This window comes from Azospirillum sp. TSH20, assembly GCF_003115935.1.
GTDB lineage: Bacteria > Pseudomonadota > Alphaproteobacteria > Azospirillales > Azospirillaceae > Azospirillum.
Genome location: NZ_LGQU01000032.1, coordinates 104,628 through 123,626, shown reverse-complemented (window position 1 = coordinate 123,626; position 18,999 = coordinate 104,628). Strand labels below are relative to the sequence as shown.

Here is an 18,999-nt window from a genome sequence, read left to right as displayed (position 1 = left end):
CCGACGAACGAGGGGTTGCATTTCCCCGAAGCTTTGTCGCAAAGTGCGCCCCGCGGTAGGGCCTGTAGTTCAGCGGTTAGAACGCGCCGCTCATAACGGTGTTGTCGTCGGTTCGAATCCGGCCGGGCCCACCACGCATTCCAGACGATTCCGACAGGCCGTCGGCCCTTCGTCCCCGTCGCGCATCGCGTCGGATAAGATACACCAACTCCTCGGACATGATCGGGCAGCCTTTCGGTTGGCCTGCGGCGGTTCGCCCCGCCCGCGTCGGTGACAATCTCACCGACGCGGGCGCGTGGCGGGGTGTATCGTTTCCGCAATGATGGGGAACGGGCGAAGGGAATCCGGACATGCGTCGGCTGCGGCTCGGTCTCGCACTGCTCCTGATTCTCGGCGTCCTGGCCGGCGGATCCTGGGCGTTGTGGCTGCGCCCGCTGGCGGTGCCGGTCGCGGCGGCGGAGGGCGACGTGCCTTTGGAGGTCTACGGCATCGGCACGGTTGAGGCGCGGGTGCGCTCGGCGGTCGGGCTGGAGGTCGCCGGCACGCTGACGGAGCTGTTCGCCGACCACGCCGACCGCGTGCCGCAGGGCGCTGTGCTCGCCCGTCTCGACACCCGCCAGCAGGACGCCCGCGTCGCCGAGGCCCAGGCCGCCGTCGGGCAGGCGCGGGCGGCGCGCGCCAGGGCGGAGGCCACCATCCTCAAGGCGCATTCACTGCTCGACAAGCGCCGGCAGGCCGCCGGACGACGGCAGCAACTGCTGGCCAAGGGCAGCGTGTCGGTGGAGGTGGCGGAGGAGAGCGCTGCCGACCTGCGCGTCGCCGAAGCGGAACTGACGGTGGCGCAGTCCGACCTCGCGGTGGCGGAAGCCGCCGTTGCCGATTCCGAGGCGCGGCTGCGTTACGAATCCGCGCGGCTCGACCGCTACACGCTGACCGCTCCGTTCGACGCGTTGGTGATCGCCCGCCACAAGGAGCTGGGCGCCGCCGTCAACCCCGGCGAACCGCTGTTCACCCTCATCGCCCCGGACAGCGTCTGGGCGCTGGTTCACATCGACGAGGCCTCGGCCGGCGGCCTCGTGGAAGGGCAGGTTGCGACGGTGCGGTTGCGTTCGCATCCCGGCGAGACCTTTCGGGCGCGCGTGACGCGCATCGAACTGGAAAGCGACCGCGTCACCGAGGAGCGGAAAGTCTATCTGAAATGCGAGGTCTGCCCGCCGCGCGTCTACCTCGCCGAACAGGTCGAGGCGACCATCGCGGTGGGCCGCCTGCCGCGCGCCGTGCTGGTGCCGCAGACGGCGATCGATCGCTTCGACGGAGCGAGCGGCACGGTGTGGACTGTCGAGGACGACCGCCTCGCCCGCCGCGCGCTGAGTTTCGGCCGGCGGACCCTGGACGGCCGGTTGGAGGTGACCGGAGGCCTGCCCGATGGCGCGCGGCCGGTGGTCGCCGCCGTGCCCGGCCTGCGCGAGGGCCGGCGTGCCGATCCGCTGGGGACGCCGCCATGAACCTCGCCCTGCGCGATGTCCGCCACAACCTCGGCCGCTTTCTGCTGACCTGTCTGGGGCTGAGCCTGCTGCTGGGCGTCGTGCTGTCGATGATCGGCATCTACCGTGGGCTGGTGGACGAGGCGCTGACCCTGGTGCGCGCGCCCGGCGCCGACATGTGGATCGTCGAATCCGGCACCCGCGGCCCGTTTGCCGAGGCCTCGCGCATTCCCGGCGACACGCGCGACGCGGTGGCGCGGTTGGCCGGGGTGGCGGCGGCGGGATCGCTCACCTTCCAGTCGGTGGAAACCGTACACCGGGGGCGGACGTTGCGCCTGTACGTGGTCGGCTACGAGCCGGGCCGGCCGGGCGAACCGAATCGCCTCGCCGCCGGGCGGCCGATCACCCGCAGCCACTACGAAATGCTCGCCGACCGCCGCGCCGGGCTGGAGATCGGCGAGCGGGTGCGGCTGGGGCGGGACTCCTACGAGGTGGTGGGGCTGACCGAGGGCATCGTCGCGTCGGGCGGCGATCCGGTGGTCCATCTGACGCTGAAGGACAGCCAGCGCCTGCAGTTCGAACTGGACCCGCCCGCCGCCCGGCGCGAATTGGCGCGCGGCGCCCGCCCGGCCGGTCTCGACACCGTGAACGCGGTGGTGGCGCGGCTGCTGCCCGGCGTGCCGGCGGCCGGCGTCGCGGCCGAGGCGGCACGCTGGAAACATCTCGGGGCGCTGACGCAGGAGGACCAGGAAGGGCTGCTGCTGAGATCGGTGGTCGAAAAGGCGCGGCGGCAGATCGGTCTGTTCACGGCGATCCTGCTGGCGGTTTCGGCCGTGGTGATCGCGCTGATCCTCTACACGCTGACCATGGACAAGGTGAAGGCCATCGCCACGCTCAAGCTCATCGGCGCGCCCGACCGCACCATCGTCGCCCTGATCGTGCAGCAGGCGCTCGCCATGGGGCTCATCGGCTGGGGCGCCGGCACGCTGCTCATTCTGCTCGCCAAGGATCACTTTCCGCGCCGCCTGCTGCTGCTGCCGGAGGACGCGCTGATGCTGGGGGCGGCGGTGCTGGTCCTGTGCGTGGCGGCGAGCGGGCTTGGCGTGCGCCTGGCGCTCAAGGTCGATCCGGCCACGGCGCTGGGAGGGTAGGGCGATGGCCGCGCCGCTCGTCGAGCTTCGGGGAATCGCCAAGACCTATGGCCGCGGCGAGACCGCCGTGCATGCGCTGAAGGACACCGACCTGCGGGTCTATCCGGGGCAGGTGGTCGGGCTGCTCGGCCCCAGCGGATCGGGCAAGACGACGCTGCTGAACCTGATCGGTTGCATCGTGGAGCCGACGCGGGGCCGCCTGGACCTCGACGGCGAGACGGTCTACGACGGCCGCTGGCTGCGATCCGACCTGCGCCGGCTGCGGCTGGAGAAGATCGGCTTCATCTTCCAGTTCCACAACCTGCTGCCGTTCCTCACCGCCGAGGAGAACGTCGCCGTCGCGCTGGACCTTGCCGGCGTTCCCGGCGCCGAGGCGCGGCGCCGTGCGCGGGCCTTGCTGGACTATCTGGAGGTGGGACACCGCGGCGCGACGCTGCCGTCGCGGCTGTCGGGCGGCGAGGCGCAGCGCGTCGCCATCGCCCGCGCGCTCGCCAATCGCCCGCGCATCATCCTGGCCGACGAGCCGACGGCGGCCCTGGACTCCGGGCGCGCCGCCATGGTGATGGACCTGCTGCGCCGGCTCGCCATCGAGCAGCAGGCGGCGATCCTGGTCGTCACGCATGACGAGACGATCTTCGGCCGTTTCGACGTCACGGTGACCTTGCGCGACGGACAGGTCGTCTCCAAAGGGTGAAAGATGCGGCAGGGGCCACATCCGCATGATTGCCGCCATAGCCGAATGCCGAGGGCTCTCCGCTTTTCCAGGGCAACTCCAGGGTGGGCATATCCCATCCGATCATCGACGCGGCCGGCCCTGAAGCCTTTTCGGCACAAGCGTGGCCGTACCGCATAAATTTTGCTGCAAGCCCGACAAAGTCTGGAATAAAGGATGCGCGGCGCGCGTTCGCACCCATATGCATCGGGTCCCCATTTCGGCCGCAGGGTCGAGTGAGCCGGCCCGGCCCTGGAGTTGCGGCGCCCTCGTCGTCCCGTCCGGCCTCTCGCTGGAAGGGGGAGTCCATGGCGTGAGCCTTGGCGTTACCGGTAAGGAACGGGTGCGCGGTTGAGCAAATTCGGGGTCGATCTGGAAGTCCACATCGCGTCCTTGCGGCGCTACGCGCGTGCGTTGCTGCGCAACGGTGCGGATGCGGAGGATCTGGTGCAGGAGGCGCTGACGCGCGCGGTGGCGCGCGCCGACAGCTTCCAGGCGGGGACGAACCTGCGGGCATGGCTTTTCACCATCCTGCACAACGTCCACGTCAATCAGGTCCGTTCCAAGGCCGCCCGGCCGCAGGAGGTCGACGTCGCCGACGTCGAATCGAAGCTGGTCAGCCCGGCCCGGCAGGAAGAGCGTGTCGAACTGCGCGAAATGATGCGCGCGGTCGACGAGTTGCCGGAGGAACAGCGCAAGGTGCTGCTTCTGGTGGCGCTGGAGGGCCTGAAATATGACGAGGTCGCCGACATGCTCGGCGTACCGATCGGGACCGTCATGTCGCGCCTGTCGAGGGCGCGCGAGGCGGTGCGGGCGAAACTGGCGAACGAGGGTGGCGTCACCCTCCGGCGGGTGAAGTGATGAACGCGCATCAAGCGACTGGACGGATCACGGAGGACGAACTCCACGCCTATGTGGATGGCCAGCTGGACGGCAACCGCCGTCTGGCGGTGGAGCGATGGCTTGCCGAGGATCCGGAGGCGGCGCGCCGGGCGGAGGATTACCGCGCCCAGGGGCTGCTGCTGCATGAGATGTTCGACACCGTCCTGCGCGAGCCGCCGAGCGACACGGTTCAGGAGCTGTCCGACCGGCTGAAGGGCCGCATCGCCTTCAACGACAACCGTCCGGCCTGGCATGCCCGCCCGCTGGTGCGATTCGCCGCCGCGGTGATGCTGGTGGTCGCCGGTGCGGCCGGCGGCTGGATGGGCCGCGGCGCCGACCAGCAGGCCGCGGCGCCGGTCGCCCAGCAGCGCCAGACGCTCGCCACCTTCGCCCAGGAGGCGACGCAGGCGCACCGCTTCTATACGTCGGACGAACGGTTCCAGGTGGAGCTTGGCGCCGACAATCAGGATGAGCTGAACGGCTGGCTGTCCAAGCGGATGGGCCGCGACGTGTTCGGTCCGGACCTGGGCCGCGTCGGCTACCGGCTGATCGGCGGCCGGTCGCTGCCGACCGATCTCGGCGCCGGCGCCCAGTACATGTACGCCAACGACGGCAACAAGCGGATCACCCTGTTCGTCGGCGCACCGCAGAGCGGCAACCAGTCCAACTTCAGCTTCACCCAGAACGGCGACGTCGCCACCTTCTATTGGGTCGAGGGTCCGTTGGCCTATGCGCTGGCCGGCCGCCTGTCGAAGGAGGAACTGCTGGAGATCGCCAAGGCGGTCTATCAGGACGTGAAGGCCGGCCCGCCGCGCCGCGAACCGCCGCCGGAACAACAGCCCCAGCAGCAACAGCCGCAACCGCAGCAGGAACACCCGCCGGGCGTGCAGCCGATCAGCGACACCCAGAAGGCGAAGGAAAGCTGAGGGGGGCGTCAGCCCCCTACCTCTTCAGCAGATTATCCTTCAGCCAGTCGCGCACCTCGCGGCAGACCGCCTCCGACGCCTCCTCCAGGGCGTGGCCGGTGCCGGGGACCAGGACCAGCTTCTTCGGCTCGCGCGCCTTGCGGTGGACGTGGATGGAGCAGCTGGGCGGCAGGATCTCGTCCGCCTCGCCGTGGATCAGCAGGATGGGGCAGGACAAATCGCCGACCGGGTCGGTGCCGTAGCCCTGGGTCGCCAGCGCCACCACGGTGCAGACCGCACCCCGGTTCGACGCCGCCGCCTGGATGACCACGGCGCCGCCGAAGGAATGGCCGACCAGGGCCACATGGTGGATGCCCTGGCGGCCAAGGAAGCTGAGCCCGCACAGCAGGTCGTACACCGCCTCTTCCAGGTCGCGCGGATCGCGGAAGCGCAGGCGCAGCGAGGCGATGCCGTCCGCGGTCAGGTCGGCGCCCAGACGGGGGTAGAGCCCGCGCGCCGGCGTGTCGAACCCGCCGCCGACCCCGCCGACCCACAGCACCGCCAACTCCCCGCCCGGCACCGGGTAATAGCGGGCTTCGACCGGGCCACGGTCGGTTTCCAGCGTCACCGGCTGAAAGCCCTCGGCGTCGGCGATGCCCATGGTGGAGTCCAGAAGCGGCACGGCCATTCTCCCTTCCGATCTTGGCTGCTGAAGATGGTAACAGCGGGAACGCCCCGCGGTTGCCGTTTGCCGAGGCTAGCGAGGCAACGAAGCCGCAACCCGGCTGTTCTCTGTCCAAAGGCTTTGGCCCAAAGGCTTTGGCCGAAGAATTTGCACAGACGGGAAAGGAGCGGCGATGGCGTCGAACAGTTTGACCGGGCGGGGCCGCTGGCCGCAGCCGGACTCTTTTCTTTCGGGCTTGGGCGCGAACTTTGGCTCGGGCGAGGCCGCGACCGGCGGCCGCTGGCTCGCCATGATGGGCGGCACCGCGCTGGGCGTGATCGGGTTGCGGCGGTCGGGTTGGGGTGGGGCGATACTGGCGCTGGGCGGTGCCGGCCTGTTCGCCGTCGGCGCGCTGGGGTTGCGGCCCCTGGGTGAGCGGTCCCTGAGTGCCGTGCCGAACCCCGGCGCCTGGCGCAGCGTCCCGGCCTCCCGCCGCCGGTCGCTGACGCCGGAGCGCACGCAGGCGGTCGTCACCATCGCCTCGGAACCGGGGGCGGTCTTCCGCTTCTGGCGCAACTTCGCCAACCTGCCGAAGCTGATGCCGCAGCTGGAGCGGGTCGACGTGCTGTCGGCCACCGAAAGCCGCTGGCTCGCCAAGGCGGCTTCGGGCGGTGAGGGACCGAGCTGGCGCTGCGTGCTCGACCGCGTCGACGAGGACCGGCTGCTGACCTGGCACACGGTGGGCGAGACGGCTCTGCCGCACCGCGCCTCGCTGATGCTGAGCCCGGCGCCGGGCGACCGCGGGACGGAGGTGCGGCTGACGCTGGTCTACCGCGTTCCGGCCACCGAGGTGGCGGCGCTTCTGGGCGTGACGCCGGAAGGGCAGGCGGAAGAGGCGCTGCGCCGGCTGAAACAGCGGGTGGAGACCGGCGAGCTGTCGACCATCGAACGGCAGCCGCGTGGGAATGGGTCCGGCTCTTTCCGGGAGGCGACGGAATGAAGGCGCTCTGCTGGAACGGAACCAACGACCTGCGGGTGGAGCGGGTGCCCGACCCCGTGCTGGTCAATCCGCATGACGTGATCGTCAAGGTGGCGCTGTCGTCGGTCTGCGGGTCGGACCTGCATCTGATCGACGGCTATGTCCCGACCATGCGGCCTGGCGACATCATCGGCCACGAATTCCTGGGCGAGATCGTGGAGAAGGGACCGGAGGTCCGCTATCTCAACCGCGGCGACCGGGTCATCACCGTGTCGATCATCGGGTGCGGCCATTGCGGGCATTGCCAACACGGCGAAAGCTCGCTGTGCGACAACTCCAACCCGAACCCGGACTATGCCCGCACCGCCTACGGCCATTGCGGCGCCGGCATCTTCGGCTACAGCCACGCCTTCGGCGGCTATGCCGGCAGCCATGCCGAATATATCCGCGTGCCCTATGCCGACTTCAACGCCTTCCGCGTGCCGGAGGGGGTGAGCGACGAGAAGGCGGTCTTCGTGTCGGACGCGGTGCCGACCGGCTACATGGCCGCCGACATGGCCGGCATCAAGCCGGGCGACGTGGTGGCGGTGTGGGGCTGCGGCGGCGTTGGCCAGATGGCGATCCGCAGCGCCACTCTGCTGGGGGCGGAGCGGGTGATCGGCATCGACCGCTTTCCCGACCGGCTGCGCGCCGCCCAGATGAAGGTGGGGGCCGAGACGCTGGACTACAGCCGCGTCGACATCTTCGATGCGCTGCAGGCGATGACCGGCGGGCGCGGTCCCGACGTCTGCATCGACGCCGTCGGCATGGAGGCCGACAGCGCGTCGAACGCGGTCGAGGACCTGTATGACCGTGCCAAGCAGGCGGTTGGGCTGCAGACCGACCGGCCGGCGGTGCTGCGCCAGATGATCGAGAGCTGCCGCAAGGGCGGCACCCTGTCGATCGTCGGCGTCTATGGCGGGCTGATCGACAAGTTCCCGATGGGGGCGGCGATGAACAAGGGCCTGACCTTCCGCATGGGTCAGCAGAACGGCCAGCGCTATGCCGACCGGCTGTTCGAGCACATCCGCAACGGCGACCTCGACCCATCCTATCTGATGACGCACCGGCTGCCGCTGGACGACGGCCCGCAGGCCTACCGCATGTTCAAGGAGAAGGCCGACGACTGCCTGCGCGTCGTCTTCGCCCCGCAAGGCTAGAGCGAAAAGGGAGAGCCGCCATGGAACTGGTCTATGCCTATCCCGCCGAACGCGGCCGGGGTGTGGAGGCCGAAATCGTCGGCAGCCTGCGCGACCGCTTCGGCGATGTCGTGCAGCTTGGGCGGGAGGAGCGCGACGCCGAGCGCGGCGACCGCTCGGACGTGCTGGTGACGTTGGAGGTCACCGACGACAAGGTGGAAGCGGCGCTGACTGCGCTGCGCGCCCACCCGCTGGTGATCGACGCGGCGGCGCGGAGTTTTGGGGAGAGGGTGTGAGGGGTTGGGGTGGGGGCACCGCCAGCCGGAACTCCCCCAAACCCTTAGCCCCTGAAACAATTTTCAGCCCACCCGTGACCACGCCGCCCCACCCCTGTTGACCATCCCCGCAAGACAAGTCCGCATCACTCATCGGGGGCAACTGCCGTGAAGATGTCCGCCGCCGTACCGCCTGTCGAACAGGCGCAGGCCACCGTCAAACGCCGCTGGCCCATCGGTGTGGAGTTGCTGCCCGGCGGCGCCCATGCGCGGGTCTGGGCGCCGAAGGCCGGACGGGTGGAGCTTGTGGCCGAACCGGACGGGCGGGCGACGGCGCTGGAGCGCGAGGGGAACGGCTATTTCTCCGGTGCCGTGCCGGGGCTGGAGGCCGGTGGGCTCTACCGCTTCCGGCTGGACGGCGGCGACATGCTCTATCCCGACCCGATGTCGCGCTTCCAGCCTGACGGGCCGCATGGGGCCTCGCAACTGGTCGATCCGCACCGCTTCGCCTGGACTGATCAGGACTGGCAAGGGCGCGCCATCCGGGGCCAGGTGATCTACGAGATGCACATCGGCACCTTCACGCAGGAAGGGACCTGGGACGCCGCGCTGCGGGAGCTGCCGGCGCTGGCCGATCTTGGCGTCACGGTGCTGGAGGTGATGCCGGTGTCGGAGTTTCCCGGCCGCTTCGGCTGGGGCTATGACGGGGTGAACCTGTTTGCGCCGACGCGGCTCTATGGCGATGCCGACGCCATGCGGCGCTTCGTCGACGGGGCACACCGGCTGGGGCTCGCCGTCATCCTGGACGTCGTCTACAACCACTTCGGTCCGGACGGCAATTACCTAAAATGCTTTTCCGACGACTATTTCACCGACCGCTATAAGAACGAGTGGGGCGAGCCGATCAACTTCGACGGCGCCAACTCCAAACCGGTGCGGGAGTTCTTCCTGTGCAATGCCGCCTTCTGGATCGAGGAATACCATCTGGACGGCCTGCGGCTGGACGCCACCCAGTCGATCCATGACGCCAGCGAAGGCCGCGGTGAACCGCACATCCTGGCCGAGATCTCCCGCGTCGTGCGCAAGGCCGCCGGCGGGCGCGCCACCATCCTGGTGGGCGAGAACGAGCCGCAGCACGCCAGCATGGTGAAGCCGGCCGACGAGGGCGGCTGCGGGCTGTGCGCCATCTGGAACGACGACCTGCACCATTCGGCGATGGTGGCGCTGACCGGCCGGAACGAGGCCTATTACACCGATTATCGTGGCACTCCGCAGGAGTTGGTGTCGGCGATGAAGCACGGCTTCCTCTACCAGGGGCAGTGGTATCGCTGGCAGGGCAAGCGGCGCGGCATGCCCGCCTTCGCCATGCCGCGGCCGGCCTTCGTCAATTTCCTGCAGAACCATGACCAGATCGCCAACTCCGCCCGCGGTTTGAGGCTGCATGCGCTGACCACGCCGGGGCTGCTGCGGGCGATGACCGCACTGATCCTGCTGGGGCCCGGCACGCCGATGCTGTTCCAGGGGCAGGAGTTCGCCGCCGGCGCCCCCTTCCTCTATTTCGCCGACCACAAGCCGGATTTGGCCAAGCTGGTCGAGGCGGGCAGGGCGGAGTTCCTGGCCCAGTTCCCCAGCATCGCCGAGCCGGCGATGCGGACCGGGCTGCCCAAGCCGCAGGCGGAGGACAGCTTCACCCGCTGCAAGCTCGACCACCGCGAGCGGGAGGCCAACGCCGCAGTCTGGACGATGCACTGCGACCTGCTGCGCCTGCGCCGGGAGGACCCGGTGTTCGCCGCCCAGCGCGTCGGCGGGCTGGATGGCGCCGTGCTGGGCGAGGAAGCCTTCGTCCTGCGCGTCTTCGGGGAGGAGGAGGGCGACGACCGGCTGGTCCTGGTCAATCTGGGCCGCGACCTGACTCTCCGCGCGCTGGCGGAGCCGCTGCTGGCCCCGCCACTCGACGGGGCATGGACGGTGCTGTGGTCCAGCGAGGAGCCCGTCTATGGCGGCTGCGGCACGGCGGCGGTGGAACAGCCGGACGGCGCATGGCGGTTGCCCGGCCATGCGGCGCTGGTTCTGGGCCCCGCGCGCGATTTTCCGACGAAAAGCGACGATAGCGGAGGCAACACAACCCCGGTCATCATGGTTTCCCAAGGGTCGGAAACCGATAGCTGAGCGTAGGTCCCCATGGCTGATTTCGTCCGCACCCTGTCGCGCGAGGTTCTGAACACCGGTCCGAAAGGTGCCGAAACCCGTGAATGGCTGGTCGCCAACGGTCTCGGCGGCTATGCCTCCGGGTCGGTATCGGGAGCGGTGACGCGGCGCTACCACGGACTGCTGATCGCGGCATTGCCGGCCCCGCTCGGCCGCGTGCTGATGCTGAGCCAGTTGAGCGACGTGGTCATCGACGGCGACGGCCGCAGTTTTCGCCTGAGCTGCCGCGATACCGGTGGCGATCCGGCGGGCGGCGAAGCGGGGGAGGAGGGGCAGACCGCCGCCCTGCAGGAATTCCGCATGGAGGCCGGACTGCCGGTCTGGCGTTTCCGCGCCGGCGGGGCGGTGATCGAAAAGCAGGTCGTCCTGCCGCACGGCCAGAACATCGTCCATGTCACCTACCGGGTGATGGAGGCGAAGGCGCCGGTGCAGCTGCGCCTGCGGCCGGTGATGGCCTTCCGCACGCTGGAATCGGCGGTCGATCGGCCGCTGGCCGGCGCCTATCGCATCACCGCGGCCGGGCAGCGCTACGAGGTTTCCGCCGGTCCCGACCTGCCGGTGCTGCGCATGGCGATCGAGGGCGGCGATTTCCCGATGACGCTCGACGGCGGCATCCGGCGCGACGTCTATTACCGGGTGGAGGACGAACGCGGCTATCAGGCGCGCGGCTCGTTGTGGACGCCCGGTTATTTCAGCGGCGAGGTCGGTCCCGGCCAGAGCATCACCTTCGCCGCGGCGACCGAGGACTGGTGGCGGCTGGAGGCGCTGCCGCCGGCCGACGTGCTGGTGTTCGAGACGGAGCGCCGCCGCCGCATCATCCAGAACGCCCATCCCGCCCTGCGCGACGGGGCGATGGCGGAACTGGTGCTGTCCGCCGACAGCTTCCTGTTCGTGCCGGCCGGCCGGGTCGCCGACCAGATGCGGGCGCGGGCCGAAGGCGACGAGGTGCGGACGGTGATCGCCGGCTACCACTGGTTCACCGATTGGGGCCGCGACACCATGATCGCGCTGGAAGGGCTGACGCTGGCCACCGGGCGGCATCTGGAGGCGGGCTGGATCCTGCACACCTTCGGCCATTACATCCGCGACGGCCTGATCCCCAACATGTTCCCCGACGGCAAGGACCGCGGGCTGTACCACACCGCCGACGCGACGCTGTGGTTCTTCCACGCGCTGCACCGCTATCTGGGCGCCACCGGCGACCGCGACACGCTGCGCCTGCTGCTGCCCAAGCTGCGCGAGGTGATCGACTTCCACCGCCGTGGCACCCGGTTCGGCATCGGCGTCGATCCGAAGGACGGGCTGCTGCGCCAGGGGCAGGAGGGCTACCAGCTGACCTGGATGGACGCCAAGGTCGACGACTGGGTGGTGACGCCGCGGCGGGGCAAGGCGGTGGAGATCAACGCGCTGTGGCACAACGCCCTGCGGCTGATGGCCGGCTGGCTGCGCGAGGAGGACGGCGAGGCCGCCGCCCGTCCGCTGAGCGAGTTGGCCGATCAGGCCCACGCCTCCTTCAACGCGCGCTTCTGGTGCCCGTCCGCCGGCCACCTGTTCGACGTGGTGGATGGCGAGCATGGCGACGACATCGCCTGCCGGCCCAACCAGATCTTCGCCGTCTCGCTCGACCATCCGGTGCTGGAGCGCGAGCGGTGGGAGCCGGTGGTGGAGACGGTGCGCAGCCGCCTGCTGACCCCGGTGGGCTTGAGGTCGCTGGCGCCGGGCTGCCGCGACTACAAGGCGAAATATTTCGGCGACCTGCGGGCGCGCGACGCCGCCTATCACCAGGGCACCGTCTGGGGCTGGCTGATCGGCCCCTACGTCGATGCGTGGCTGAAGCTGCACCCGGAGGACAAGGCGGGGGCGCGGCGGCTGCTGGAGGGCTTCCTGCCGCATTTGGACGAGGCCGGCATCGGCACCATCAGCGAGATCTTCGACGCCGAGGCACCTTTCACCCCGCGCGGCTGCATCTCCCAGGCCTGGAGCGTGGCGGAGGTTCTGCGCTGTTGGGCGAAGACGGAGAGCTGAAGGGTTCAGGCGGTTGCGGAGACCCCACCTTTCCGAAGGTCATAGGGCGGCCGATCAGGGCCGCCCCACCCGCAACGATGGTGGAATGCCCTTGGGAGCAGTTGTCAACAGGGCACAACAGGGTGTGAAATCGCAGGGTCTGACGGAATGTGACAGATTTCGGTTGACACGCGGCCAGGGCTCCAAGAGCCAAAAAACAGGGTTTTCTTTTATAAATCAGGCGCTTACGTTATTTGCCTGATTTTTGGGCAAACACCGTAGCCCCCTTGAATCGCCTAGCGCGAATCGGGACTGCCCACGGCTTGCCCACACAGTTATCCACAGCCTCTGTGGAGACCGTCGGCTTTGCCGGCGGCCATGCCTCCCGTCGTGCCTGCTGGCCAGACCTATACTTTCGATGCCCATGCTTTGGGCCGGGGCAGGGGTGGGGCTCTGCGCAAGGGGGTAATCGTATTGGATTTTAGCCAGGCCGGAGAAAGCATCCTATAGTTCCCGCATCGGTTCTCTCGGTACTCCGACTGGCGGTAATCCGGGCGGATCTTCGAAATGCGGCCGTACGGAGTGCGGAGAGACAGCCAGAGCGGAGGTGCCAATGCGGAGCGTTGTGCGGGGCGTCGCCGGCATGCCGTACCCGGCGGGCCGGTCGGGATGGGCGGCGGAGGATGCCGCTGCGGCCGGCACTGCCGGGCGTTCGCGGCGTGGCACCCTTGGCCTGCTGCCGGCCGTCGTCGGTCCGCTGCTGGCGGTGTCGGTGCTGGGGGCGCTGATCCTGCATCTTCTGGCCGGGCTGGTGGCCCGGCTTCCCGCCTCCGATGCGCTGGGAGCCTTGTCGGTCATGGTCGGGATGGCGGTGGTCCTGGTGACCCTGCTGCCCTTCGCGCTGCTGTCCGTCAGGCGGGCGCAGCGGGCTTGGGCCGCCATGCAGGAGTCCGTCCGCCGCTGATGCGCTTCCCCAGGATTCCCCAGGATTCCTCCCGATCAGGTTTCCGTTGCTCCACGAAGCATGTCCGCGTTTAATCGCGGGTGAGGGCGGCATTCGCCCTTCCTCCCGGTGATCCGGGGCGGTTTTCCGGGGGCGCGGGATGGGGCTTTTCGATTTCCTGAAGGTCGCGGTGAAGGACAAGAAGCCGTCCAAGCCCGCCGGCCGCATGCCGGTCAGCGTCATCCAGTGCGACGGTAAGAGCTTTCCCATCGTGTCGCTGACGCCGAAGGGCTTCGTTGCCCGCGGCTTCGACGGGTCGCTGATCGTTGGTCAGAACGCCAAGGTGTCGGTGCGGGTCGACGATCCGGCCGGCAAATTCACCTTCAACGCGACCGTCGCGGTGGTGGAGATCAAGGGCGACACCATCGGCGCCACCTGGACGATCCTGCCGACGGAAGTCGATGCGGTGATCCGCCAATACGCCCAGAACCGCAAGAAGCAGGACGGCAAGCCCGCCCGGTAAGGGCCCCGGTAAGGGCGCAAGCGGCCCTTACTGGCGGTCCGTGGGCGTTCCGGCCACCGGCGAGGGCATGCCGGCGTTGACGATCTTCGGCAGTGCCAGGACGCGCGCCCGTTCCAGCCATTCCGACAGGGTGACGAATTCGCAGCCCTTGGCCTTCAGTTCCGCGATCACGCGGGGCAGGGCCTGCGCCGTGCTGGCATAGGTGGAGTGCATCAGGAAGACGTTGCCCGGCAGGCCGCCCAGCTTGATCTGGCTGACGATCTTGTCGGCATTGCGCACCTGCCAGTCGCGCGTGTCCACCGACCACAGGACGGAGCCCATATGCTCCTCCCGCGCGATGGTCAGCAGATCGTCCGAATAGCGGCCGTAGGGCGGGCGGAACAGCACCGGATTGGCGCCGAACTCGCGCAGGATGCGGTTGGTCTCCGTGATCTCGTAGCGGGCCCCGGCGGCGTCCATCTTGCGCAGGTCGGAATGGGTCAGGCTGTGGTTGCCGATCTCATGTCCGCCGGCGACGAAGTCGCGGATCAGATCCCCCTGCCGTTCGGCGATGCGGCCGACCGGGAAATAGGTGGCGCGCACGCCTTCGCGGTTCAGGATGTCCAGAATCTGGCGGGTGACCGTGCGGTGCGGCCCGTCGTCGAAGGTCAGGGCGCAGAGGTTCCAGTTCTCCCGCTTCAGCGTCGCCGGCATCACGTCGTAGCGTGAATCCGGCATCACCGAGCGCAGCCGGCCCTTGCGGCGGCTGTGCTGCTCGATGTCCGCCATGGTGCGGGCATCTTCCTCGTTGTAGATGACCAGACCGTCGGCCGGCGGCAAGGCTGCGGCGACCGACGGCGGCGGCAGCGGAGCGGCGTTGGCGGAGCCGATCGGCGCCAGGACGGAGGTGGTCGTCGTCGTCACCGTCTCGCGCTCGACGGCCGGCTGCGGCGGCTTGTTGTCGGGCAGCGGCGGGGCGACGGCCACGGTCACGGCCGGCGGCTTGGTCGCGGGCGACGGAACGAAGGCCGATTCCGCCGGCGATGCCGCCTGAACGGGGGCAACGTCGGGAGCGGGCCCAATCTTTTCGGAAGCAGTCTTTTCGGAAGCAGTCTTTTCGGGAGCAGTCTTAGCCACCGTGACGGGCGCCGGCGTCGCCGTCGGGGCCGGGCGGTCGACGACGAGGCAGCCGAAGCCGGCGCCGACGATCCGCCGGCACAGCGCCCGTGCATCGGTGCCCTTGGCGACCTGGGCGTAAAGCGCCACGCCGCCGGCCTCGCTCTTGCCGTCCAGCAGCATGACCGAGGCGGTCATCCCGGCCGTCAGATCATGCTCGCGCCGCTGCAGGTTCTTCCAACTCCACCAGGCGTCGCCGTCGCCGGAATAGATGCCCAGCTGCAGGACCGGGCCGTCGGGTATGGCTGCGGCTGGGGCGGCGGCCGGGTTCGGCGCCGGCGCCTTCTGCTCGACCTTGGCGACGGGCTGGCGTTTGGCGGGCGATTCGGCGGCGTGGGAGGGCAGGGCGGGCAAGGCGATCGCGCAGGCCAGCAGGGCGACCTTGAGCAGCCCGCCGGAGCCCTGGCCGCGCGCCGGCAGGACCAGCGCGAGGCCCCGGCCCCGGCGGCTGTCGGCCACCCGGAGGCTGGAACTGTGGGATGCGGCGTTCGGCCAGGAAATGCGCAACATATCGGTCCCGTCGCTTGGCCCAGCCACTATCTGCGGACCGCCGGTTGATGGCGGTGCAATATCATCCCGATGGGGTTAATTCAAACGACAAGCGGCGAAAATGTGGCGGCTCCGCCGCTTTTCACAGGGGCGTTGCCGTTCGGAAACGGTGCCGCCACCGGGCATGCCCAAGGGGTGGGCAAAGGCGGGTGGAGAGGCATGCCGGAACCGGCGGGGGAGCGGCGGGGTTCATTAGGGGACAGGCGGAGCGGCCGGGCGCCGGAACAGGCGCCGTGGGCCGCGTCCGCAACCCCCTCTGGAAGGCCCACCCGTGAAGGAGAAGACCCGTATGGCCGAGGATTTGGAAAGCCGCATCCGTCGGCGCGCGCATGAGATCTGGGAGCGCGAAGGCCGGCCGGAAGGCCGCGACGCCGCCCATTGGGAACTGGCCAGCGAGGAGATCGCGATCCAGGACAATTACCGCGACACGCTGAAGCCCAACCCGGCCGGCGGTCCGGAAGCGACCGCGATGCGCACCGAGCCGGTGGAGCCGGTGCTGAGCATCGCCAATCAGGGCGAACAGCCCGGCCTCGCCGACCAGGGCGACGAGATGGGCATTCCGATGCGCGGCGACCGTGATGCGTGGCCGACGCCGGAAGAAGCGGCCTCCACCGCCGTCCCGCCCAACCGCAGCAAGAAGACGCGCCGCCGGGGATAGCCCCCTCAGACGCGGGACTTTTCCGCCGTGCCGCCGGCCGTCCCCTCTGCCGTGCCGCTCCTGCCCTCGGGCATGGCGGCGCGGCCGGTGTCGGCCGGCGTTACCGCCGGGGCGGTTGCCGGCGCGACGGCCGGAAGCGAGCCGGGCGCCGGCTCCACCGCCGGGGCCGATGCGCCGACCGGCACGTCGTCCAGGCGGTCGTAGATGTCCGGATGCAGGCGGACGGCGCCGTCGGCCTCGACCGTGGCGATCCAATAGACGAACTGAACCGGCATCGGCGTGGGCAGCTTGACCCACTGCGGCTGCGGCTTGTTCAGCATGCGGTCGATCCGCGCCGGGGTCACGCTGGTTCCCTGCAGCAGCAGCTCCGCCAGCCGGCGCGGGTCCTCCAGCCGGACGCAGCCGGAGCTGATGGAGCGCAGCTCGCGTGCGAACAGCCGCGGCTCGTTGGTGCCGTGCAGATAGATGTCGTAGGGGTTGGTCAGGTTGAAGCGGAAGCGGCCGAGCGCGTTGTGGTCGCCCGGCTGCTGCACGATACGGACCCGGCCGGGCGAGACGTCGTGCCAGTCGACCGTTTCCGGCGCCACCTCCTGCCCGTCGAGATAGACGATGGCGTTCTGGATGCCGGGCACGCCCTTCGCCCGCAGCATCGGCAGCTTGTCTTCCTTCAGGACGGTGGGCGGCACGGTCCAGGTCGGGTTGACGATGATGTGGGTGATGCGGTCGGTCAGCAGCGGCGTCTCGCGCGACGGCCGGCCGACGATGGCGCGCATCGTCAGCTCCTCCTCCCCGCCGCGCACCAGCGTGGTGGTCTGGTCGGTCAGGTTCACCACCAGGACATTGTCCGGGGCGGTGTCGCGGAAGCTGCGCATCGCGACGGCGCTCTGCCGCATCAGAGCCGCGGCCTCGGCCGGCGTGCGGTCCAGGGCGGCGCGGGTGCCGGCGCCGATCAGACCGTCCGGCTTCATCCGCTGGGCGAGCTGGAAGGCCTTGACCGCACGATCGATGTCGGTGGTGAAGAGGTTCGACACCTTGTCCGCCGGCAGCAGGCCGAGTTCGACCAGCCGCTGCGACAGCCGGCCGACGCGCTCGCCGCTGCTGCCCAGCTTCATCAGGCCGCCTTCGCCGATCCGGGTCGACGGCTGCACCGGGTTGCGGTCCAACTCCACGGCGGCGGCGTCCAGCCGGTCGGCCCATTGCGTCAGCGTGTCGCGGTAGGGCAGGGCGTCCGCGGGGCCGACGCCGAGCAGCGCCAGAGCCGATGCGGCAGCGAGCGCCAGCATGGCCAGCTTGCGGGGCTTGCGGAGGTCGGCGGAAACGGTCATGTCGGATACCCTCTGTCACAGTGGGCCGGCTGTGCGTACGAATGAACGCGCCGCGGCCCTTTCGAACAATTTATGCAACGCAATAATGGAAGGCGAGGCGTGCAGCGCGAAATTCCGTCGATCATTCTCCCGGTGTGATCTTCCTGCCGCCGTCCTATGACCCGCCTATGCAAGAAGGTCACAGTGCAAAATTTTTTGGTTGCCTCGACCGATGACCTTCCTTATACGGATATCCGTCCGGAGACGATTCACACCAGACGGGACGCTTCGGACCAGCGTTGGTCATAAGGTTATACCAGCCGCGGGCGCCAAGCGACCCGCCAAACGCCGAACGGCCACAGCGTAGAACGGCCAAAAACGTAAAACGACGAGGTTCGGGGATGCATTTGGGGGATGACGAGCGTGCCGCTCCGGCCATCGGTCGGCGCGGGTTCCTGGGTTTTGCCGCCGCGGCGGTAACGTCGGCCCTTCCGGCCGCTTCGGGATTGATGACGGGGGTCGCCACCAGCGTGGCGACGGGTGTGGCGACGGCGCCGGTCCTTCTGGGGTCGGGCAGCGCGGAGGCCGCTCCCCTTGCCGGCAGTGTCCGGCGCATCAGCCTGCACAACATCAACACGCAGGAGCGGTTCGACGGCGTCTATTGGGCCGACGGCCATTACAAGCCGGATGCGCTGCGCAAGCTGGACGTGCTGCTGCGCGACCATCGGGCCAAGCAGGTCTGCCGTTACGATCCGCGCCTGTTCGACCTGCTCGCCCGCGTTCACCAGAGCGTCGGGTCGGACGATCCGTTCGAAGTGATCTGCGGTTACCGCTCCCGCCGCACCAATGCGATGGCGCGGCGCCGGTCGCGCGGGGTGGCGAAGGAAAGCTATCACACCCGCGGCATGGCCATCGACATCCGCCTGCCCGACACCCAATTGCGCGCCATCTCGGAGTTGGCGAAGTCGATGCAGTCGGGCGGCGTCGGTTATTACCCGCGCAGCGGTTTCGTCCATCTCGACGTCGGCCCGGTTCGCAGCTGGTAGGCATCGGATTATCGGCTGTCTCAGCCGACACCCCGGATTCGCCATTCCATGGAAAACCATTCCAAGCAAAAAGGCTCCGCATCGACCGATGCGGAGCCTTTTTGCTATGCGGATGATGTGCCGGCGGCCTGCCGGTCGCCCTGTAGCCCTGCCGCCTTCAGCTTCGCGGCGACGGCTTGGTCGCACGAAGGATGTCGGTCGGGTCCCAAACCGCGCCATGACGGCGGCGCGCCTTGCTCTCGCTGGAGCTGTCGGCGGATTTCACCGGCTTGACCCGTGGCGCATCGCTGCGGACGGTGCGGCCGGCCTTGCGGGCGCTTTCCCTCTCCGGGGCCGCGGCGACGATTTCGCTGCCCGCCAGGCTGCTGCCGCCATTGGA

The 18,999-nt window shown here is 69.3% G+C and carries 17 protein-coding genes and 1 tRNA gene; 15 read left to right on the top strand and 3 right to left on the bottom strand.

Translation table 11 applies throughout. From position 1 onward, the window contains the following. Window positions 1-58: 58 nt before the first annotated feature. The 6 genes from TSH20_RS09745 (at window position 59) to TSH20_RS09720 (ending at window position 5,155) form a co-directional block, all read left to right on the top strand. Window positions 59-134, top strand: a tRNA-Ile gene (locus TSH20_RS09745). 216 nt (window positions 135-350) lie between these two features. Continuing rightward, window positions 351-1,505: an efflux RND transporter periplasmic adaptor subunit gene (locus tag TSH20_RS09740; RefSeq protein ID WP_199231945.1), complete on the top strand. Its 1,155-nt coding sequence runs from the start codon at window positions 351-353 to the stop codon at window positions 1,503-1,505. Next, window positions 1,502-2,635 (top strand): ABC transporter permease, encoded by a 1,134-nt coding sequence (locus tag TSH20_RS09735; RefSeq protein WP_109074533.1) that lies wholly within the window; start codon window positions 1,502-1,504, stop codon window positions 2,633-2,635. The genes TSH20_RS09740 and TSH20_RS09735 overlap by 4 nt, the downstream gene beginning before the upstream one ends. Window positions 2,636-2,639: 4 nt before the next feature. After that, a complete protein-coding gene (locus TSH20_RS09730; RefSeq protein WP_109074532.1) occupies window positions 2,640-3,329 on the top strand; it encodes an ABC transporter ATP-binding protein in 690 nt (229 codons plus the stop codon). Between the two features lie 369 nt (window positions 3,330-3,698). Continuing rightward, a complete protein-coding gene (locus TSH20_RS09725) occupies window positions 3,699-4,208 on the top strand; it encodes a sigma-70 family RNA polymerase sigma factor (RefSeq protein ID WP_085089022.1) in 510 nt (169 codons plus the stop codon). Further along, window positions 4,208-5,155: an anti-sigma factor gene (locus tag TSH20_RS09720; RefSeq protein ID WP_109074531.1), complete on the top strand. Its 948-nt coding sequence runs from the start codon at window positions 4,208-4,210 to the stop codon at window positions 5,153-5,155. Before TSH20_RS09725 ends, TSH20_RS09720 begins: the two co-directional genes overlap by 1 nt. A 16-nt stretch (window positions 5,156-5,171) precedes the next feature. Here the strand turns inward: TSH20_RS09720 and TSH20_RS09715 are convergent, their stop codons facing one another. After that, window positions 5,172-5,822: a dienelactone hydrolase family protein gene (locus TSH20_RS09715; protein ID WP_247871284.1), complete on the bottom strand. Its 651-nt coding sequence runs from the start codon at window positions 5,820-5,822 to the stop codon at window positions 5,172-5,174. A gap of 169 nt (window positions 5,823-5,991) precedes the next feature. Here TSH20_RS09715 and TSH20_RS09710 point away from each other — a divergent pair, with 169 nt between their 5' ends. The 7 genes from TSH20_RS09710 to TSH20_RS09680 all read left to right on the top strand — a co-directional run bounded on the left by TSH20_RS09710 (window position 5,992) and on the right by TSH20_RS09680 (window position 13,908). Continuing rightward, window positions 5,992-6,798, top strand: coding sequence for an SRPBCC family protein (locus tag TSH20_RS09710; protein ID WP_109074530.1), 807 nt, complete (start codon window positions 5,992-5,994; stop codon window positions 6,796-6,798). After that, on the top strand, window positions 6,795-7,976 hold the full coding sequence (locus TSH20_RS09705) for a zinc-dependent alcohol dehydrogenase (protein ID WP_109074529.1): 1,182 nt from the start codon (window positions 6,795-6,797) through the stop codon (window positions 7,974-7,976). The genes TSH20_RS09710 and TSH20_RS09705 overlap by 4 nt, the downstream gene beginning before the upstream one ends. Before the next feature lie 20 nt (window positions 7,977-7,996). Continuing rightward, a complete protein-coding gene (locus TSH20_RS09700; protein ID WP_109074528.1) occupies window positions 7,997-8,251 on the top strand; it encodes a hypothetical protein in 255 nt (84 codons plus the stop codon). 153 nt (window positions 8,252-8,404) lie between these two features. Continuing rightward, the gene (gene treZ / locus TSH20_RS09695) at window positions 8,405-10,399 is read left to right on the top strand and encodes a malto-oligosyltrehalose trehalohydrolase (RefSeq protein WP_247871293.1); all 1,995 of its coding nucleotides are present in this window, start codon (window positions 8,405-8,407) and stop codon (window positions 10,397-10,399) included. Window positions 10,400-10,411: 12 nt separating this feature from the next. Beyond that, window positions 10,412-12,463 carry an amylo-alpha-1,6-glucosidase gene (locus TSH20_RS09690; RefSeq protein WP_109074527.1) on the top strand — a complete coding sequence of 684 codons (2,052 nt, stop codon included), beginning with the start codon at window positions 10,412-10,414 and terminating at the stop codon, window positions 12,461-12,463. Between the two features lie 592 nt (window positions 12,464-13,055). Beyond that, a complete protein-coding gene (locus tag TSH20_RS09685; RefSeq protein ID WP_109074526.1) occupies window positions 13,056-13,406 on the top strand; it encodes a hypothetical protein in 351 nt (116 codons plus the stop codon). 139 nt (window positions 13,407-13,545) lie between these two features. Then, window positions 13,546-13,908, top strand: a complete 363-nt coding sequence (locus tag TSH20_RS09680) for a hypothetical protein (protein WP_109074525.1) — start codon at window positions 13,546-13,548, stop codon at window positions 13,906-13,908. A gap of 27 nt (window positions 13,909-13,935) precedes the next feature. Here TSH20_RS09680 and TSH20_RS09675 read toward each other — a convergent pair whose 3' ends face one another. Beyond that, the gene (locus TSH20_RS09675; protein ID WP_109074524.1) at window positions 13,936-15,573 is read right to left on the bottom strand and encodes a polysaccharide deacetylase family protein; all 1,638 of its coding nucleotides are present in this window, start codon (window positions 15,571-15,573) and stop codon (window positions 13,936-13,938) included. 310 nt (window positions 15,574-15,883) lie between these two features. On the opposite strand from TSH20_RS09675, the gene TSH20_RS09670 reads away from it, so the two are divergent. Then, the gene (locus TSH20_RS09670; protein WP_247874449.1) at window positions 15,884-16,270 is read left to right on the top strand and encodes a DUF2934 domain-containing protein; all 387 of its coding nucleotides are present in this window, start codon (window positions 15,884-15,886) and stop codon (window positions 16,268-16,270) included. A gap of 5 nt (window positions 16,271-16,275) precedes the next feature. Here the strand turns inward: TSH20_RS09670 and TSH20_RS09665 are convergent, their stop codons facing one another. Further along, window positions 16,276-17,595, bottom strand: coding sequence for a L,D-transpeptidase family protein (locus TSH20_RS09665; protein WP_109074522.1), 1,320 nt, complete (start codon window positions 17,593-17,595; stop codon window positions 16,276-16,278). Between the two features lie 380 nt (window positions 17,596-17,975). On the opposite strand from TSH20_RS09665, the gene TSH20_RS09660 reads away from it, so the two are divergent. Then, the gene (locus TSH20_RS09660) at window positions 17,976-18,620 is read left to right on the top strand and encodes a DUF882 domain-containing protein (RefSeq protein ID WP_109074521.1); all 645 of its coding nucleotides are present in this window, start codon (window positions 17,976-17,978) and stop codon (window positions 18,618-18,620) included. Window positions 18,621-18,999 lie beyond the last annotated feature (379 nt).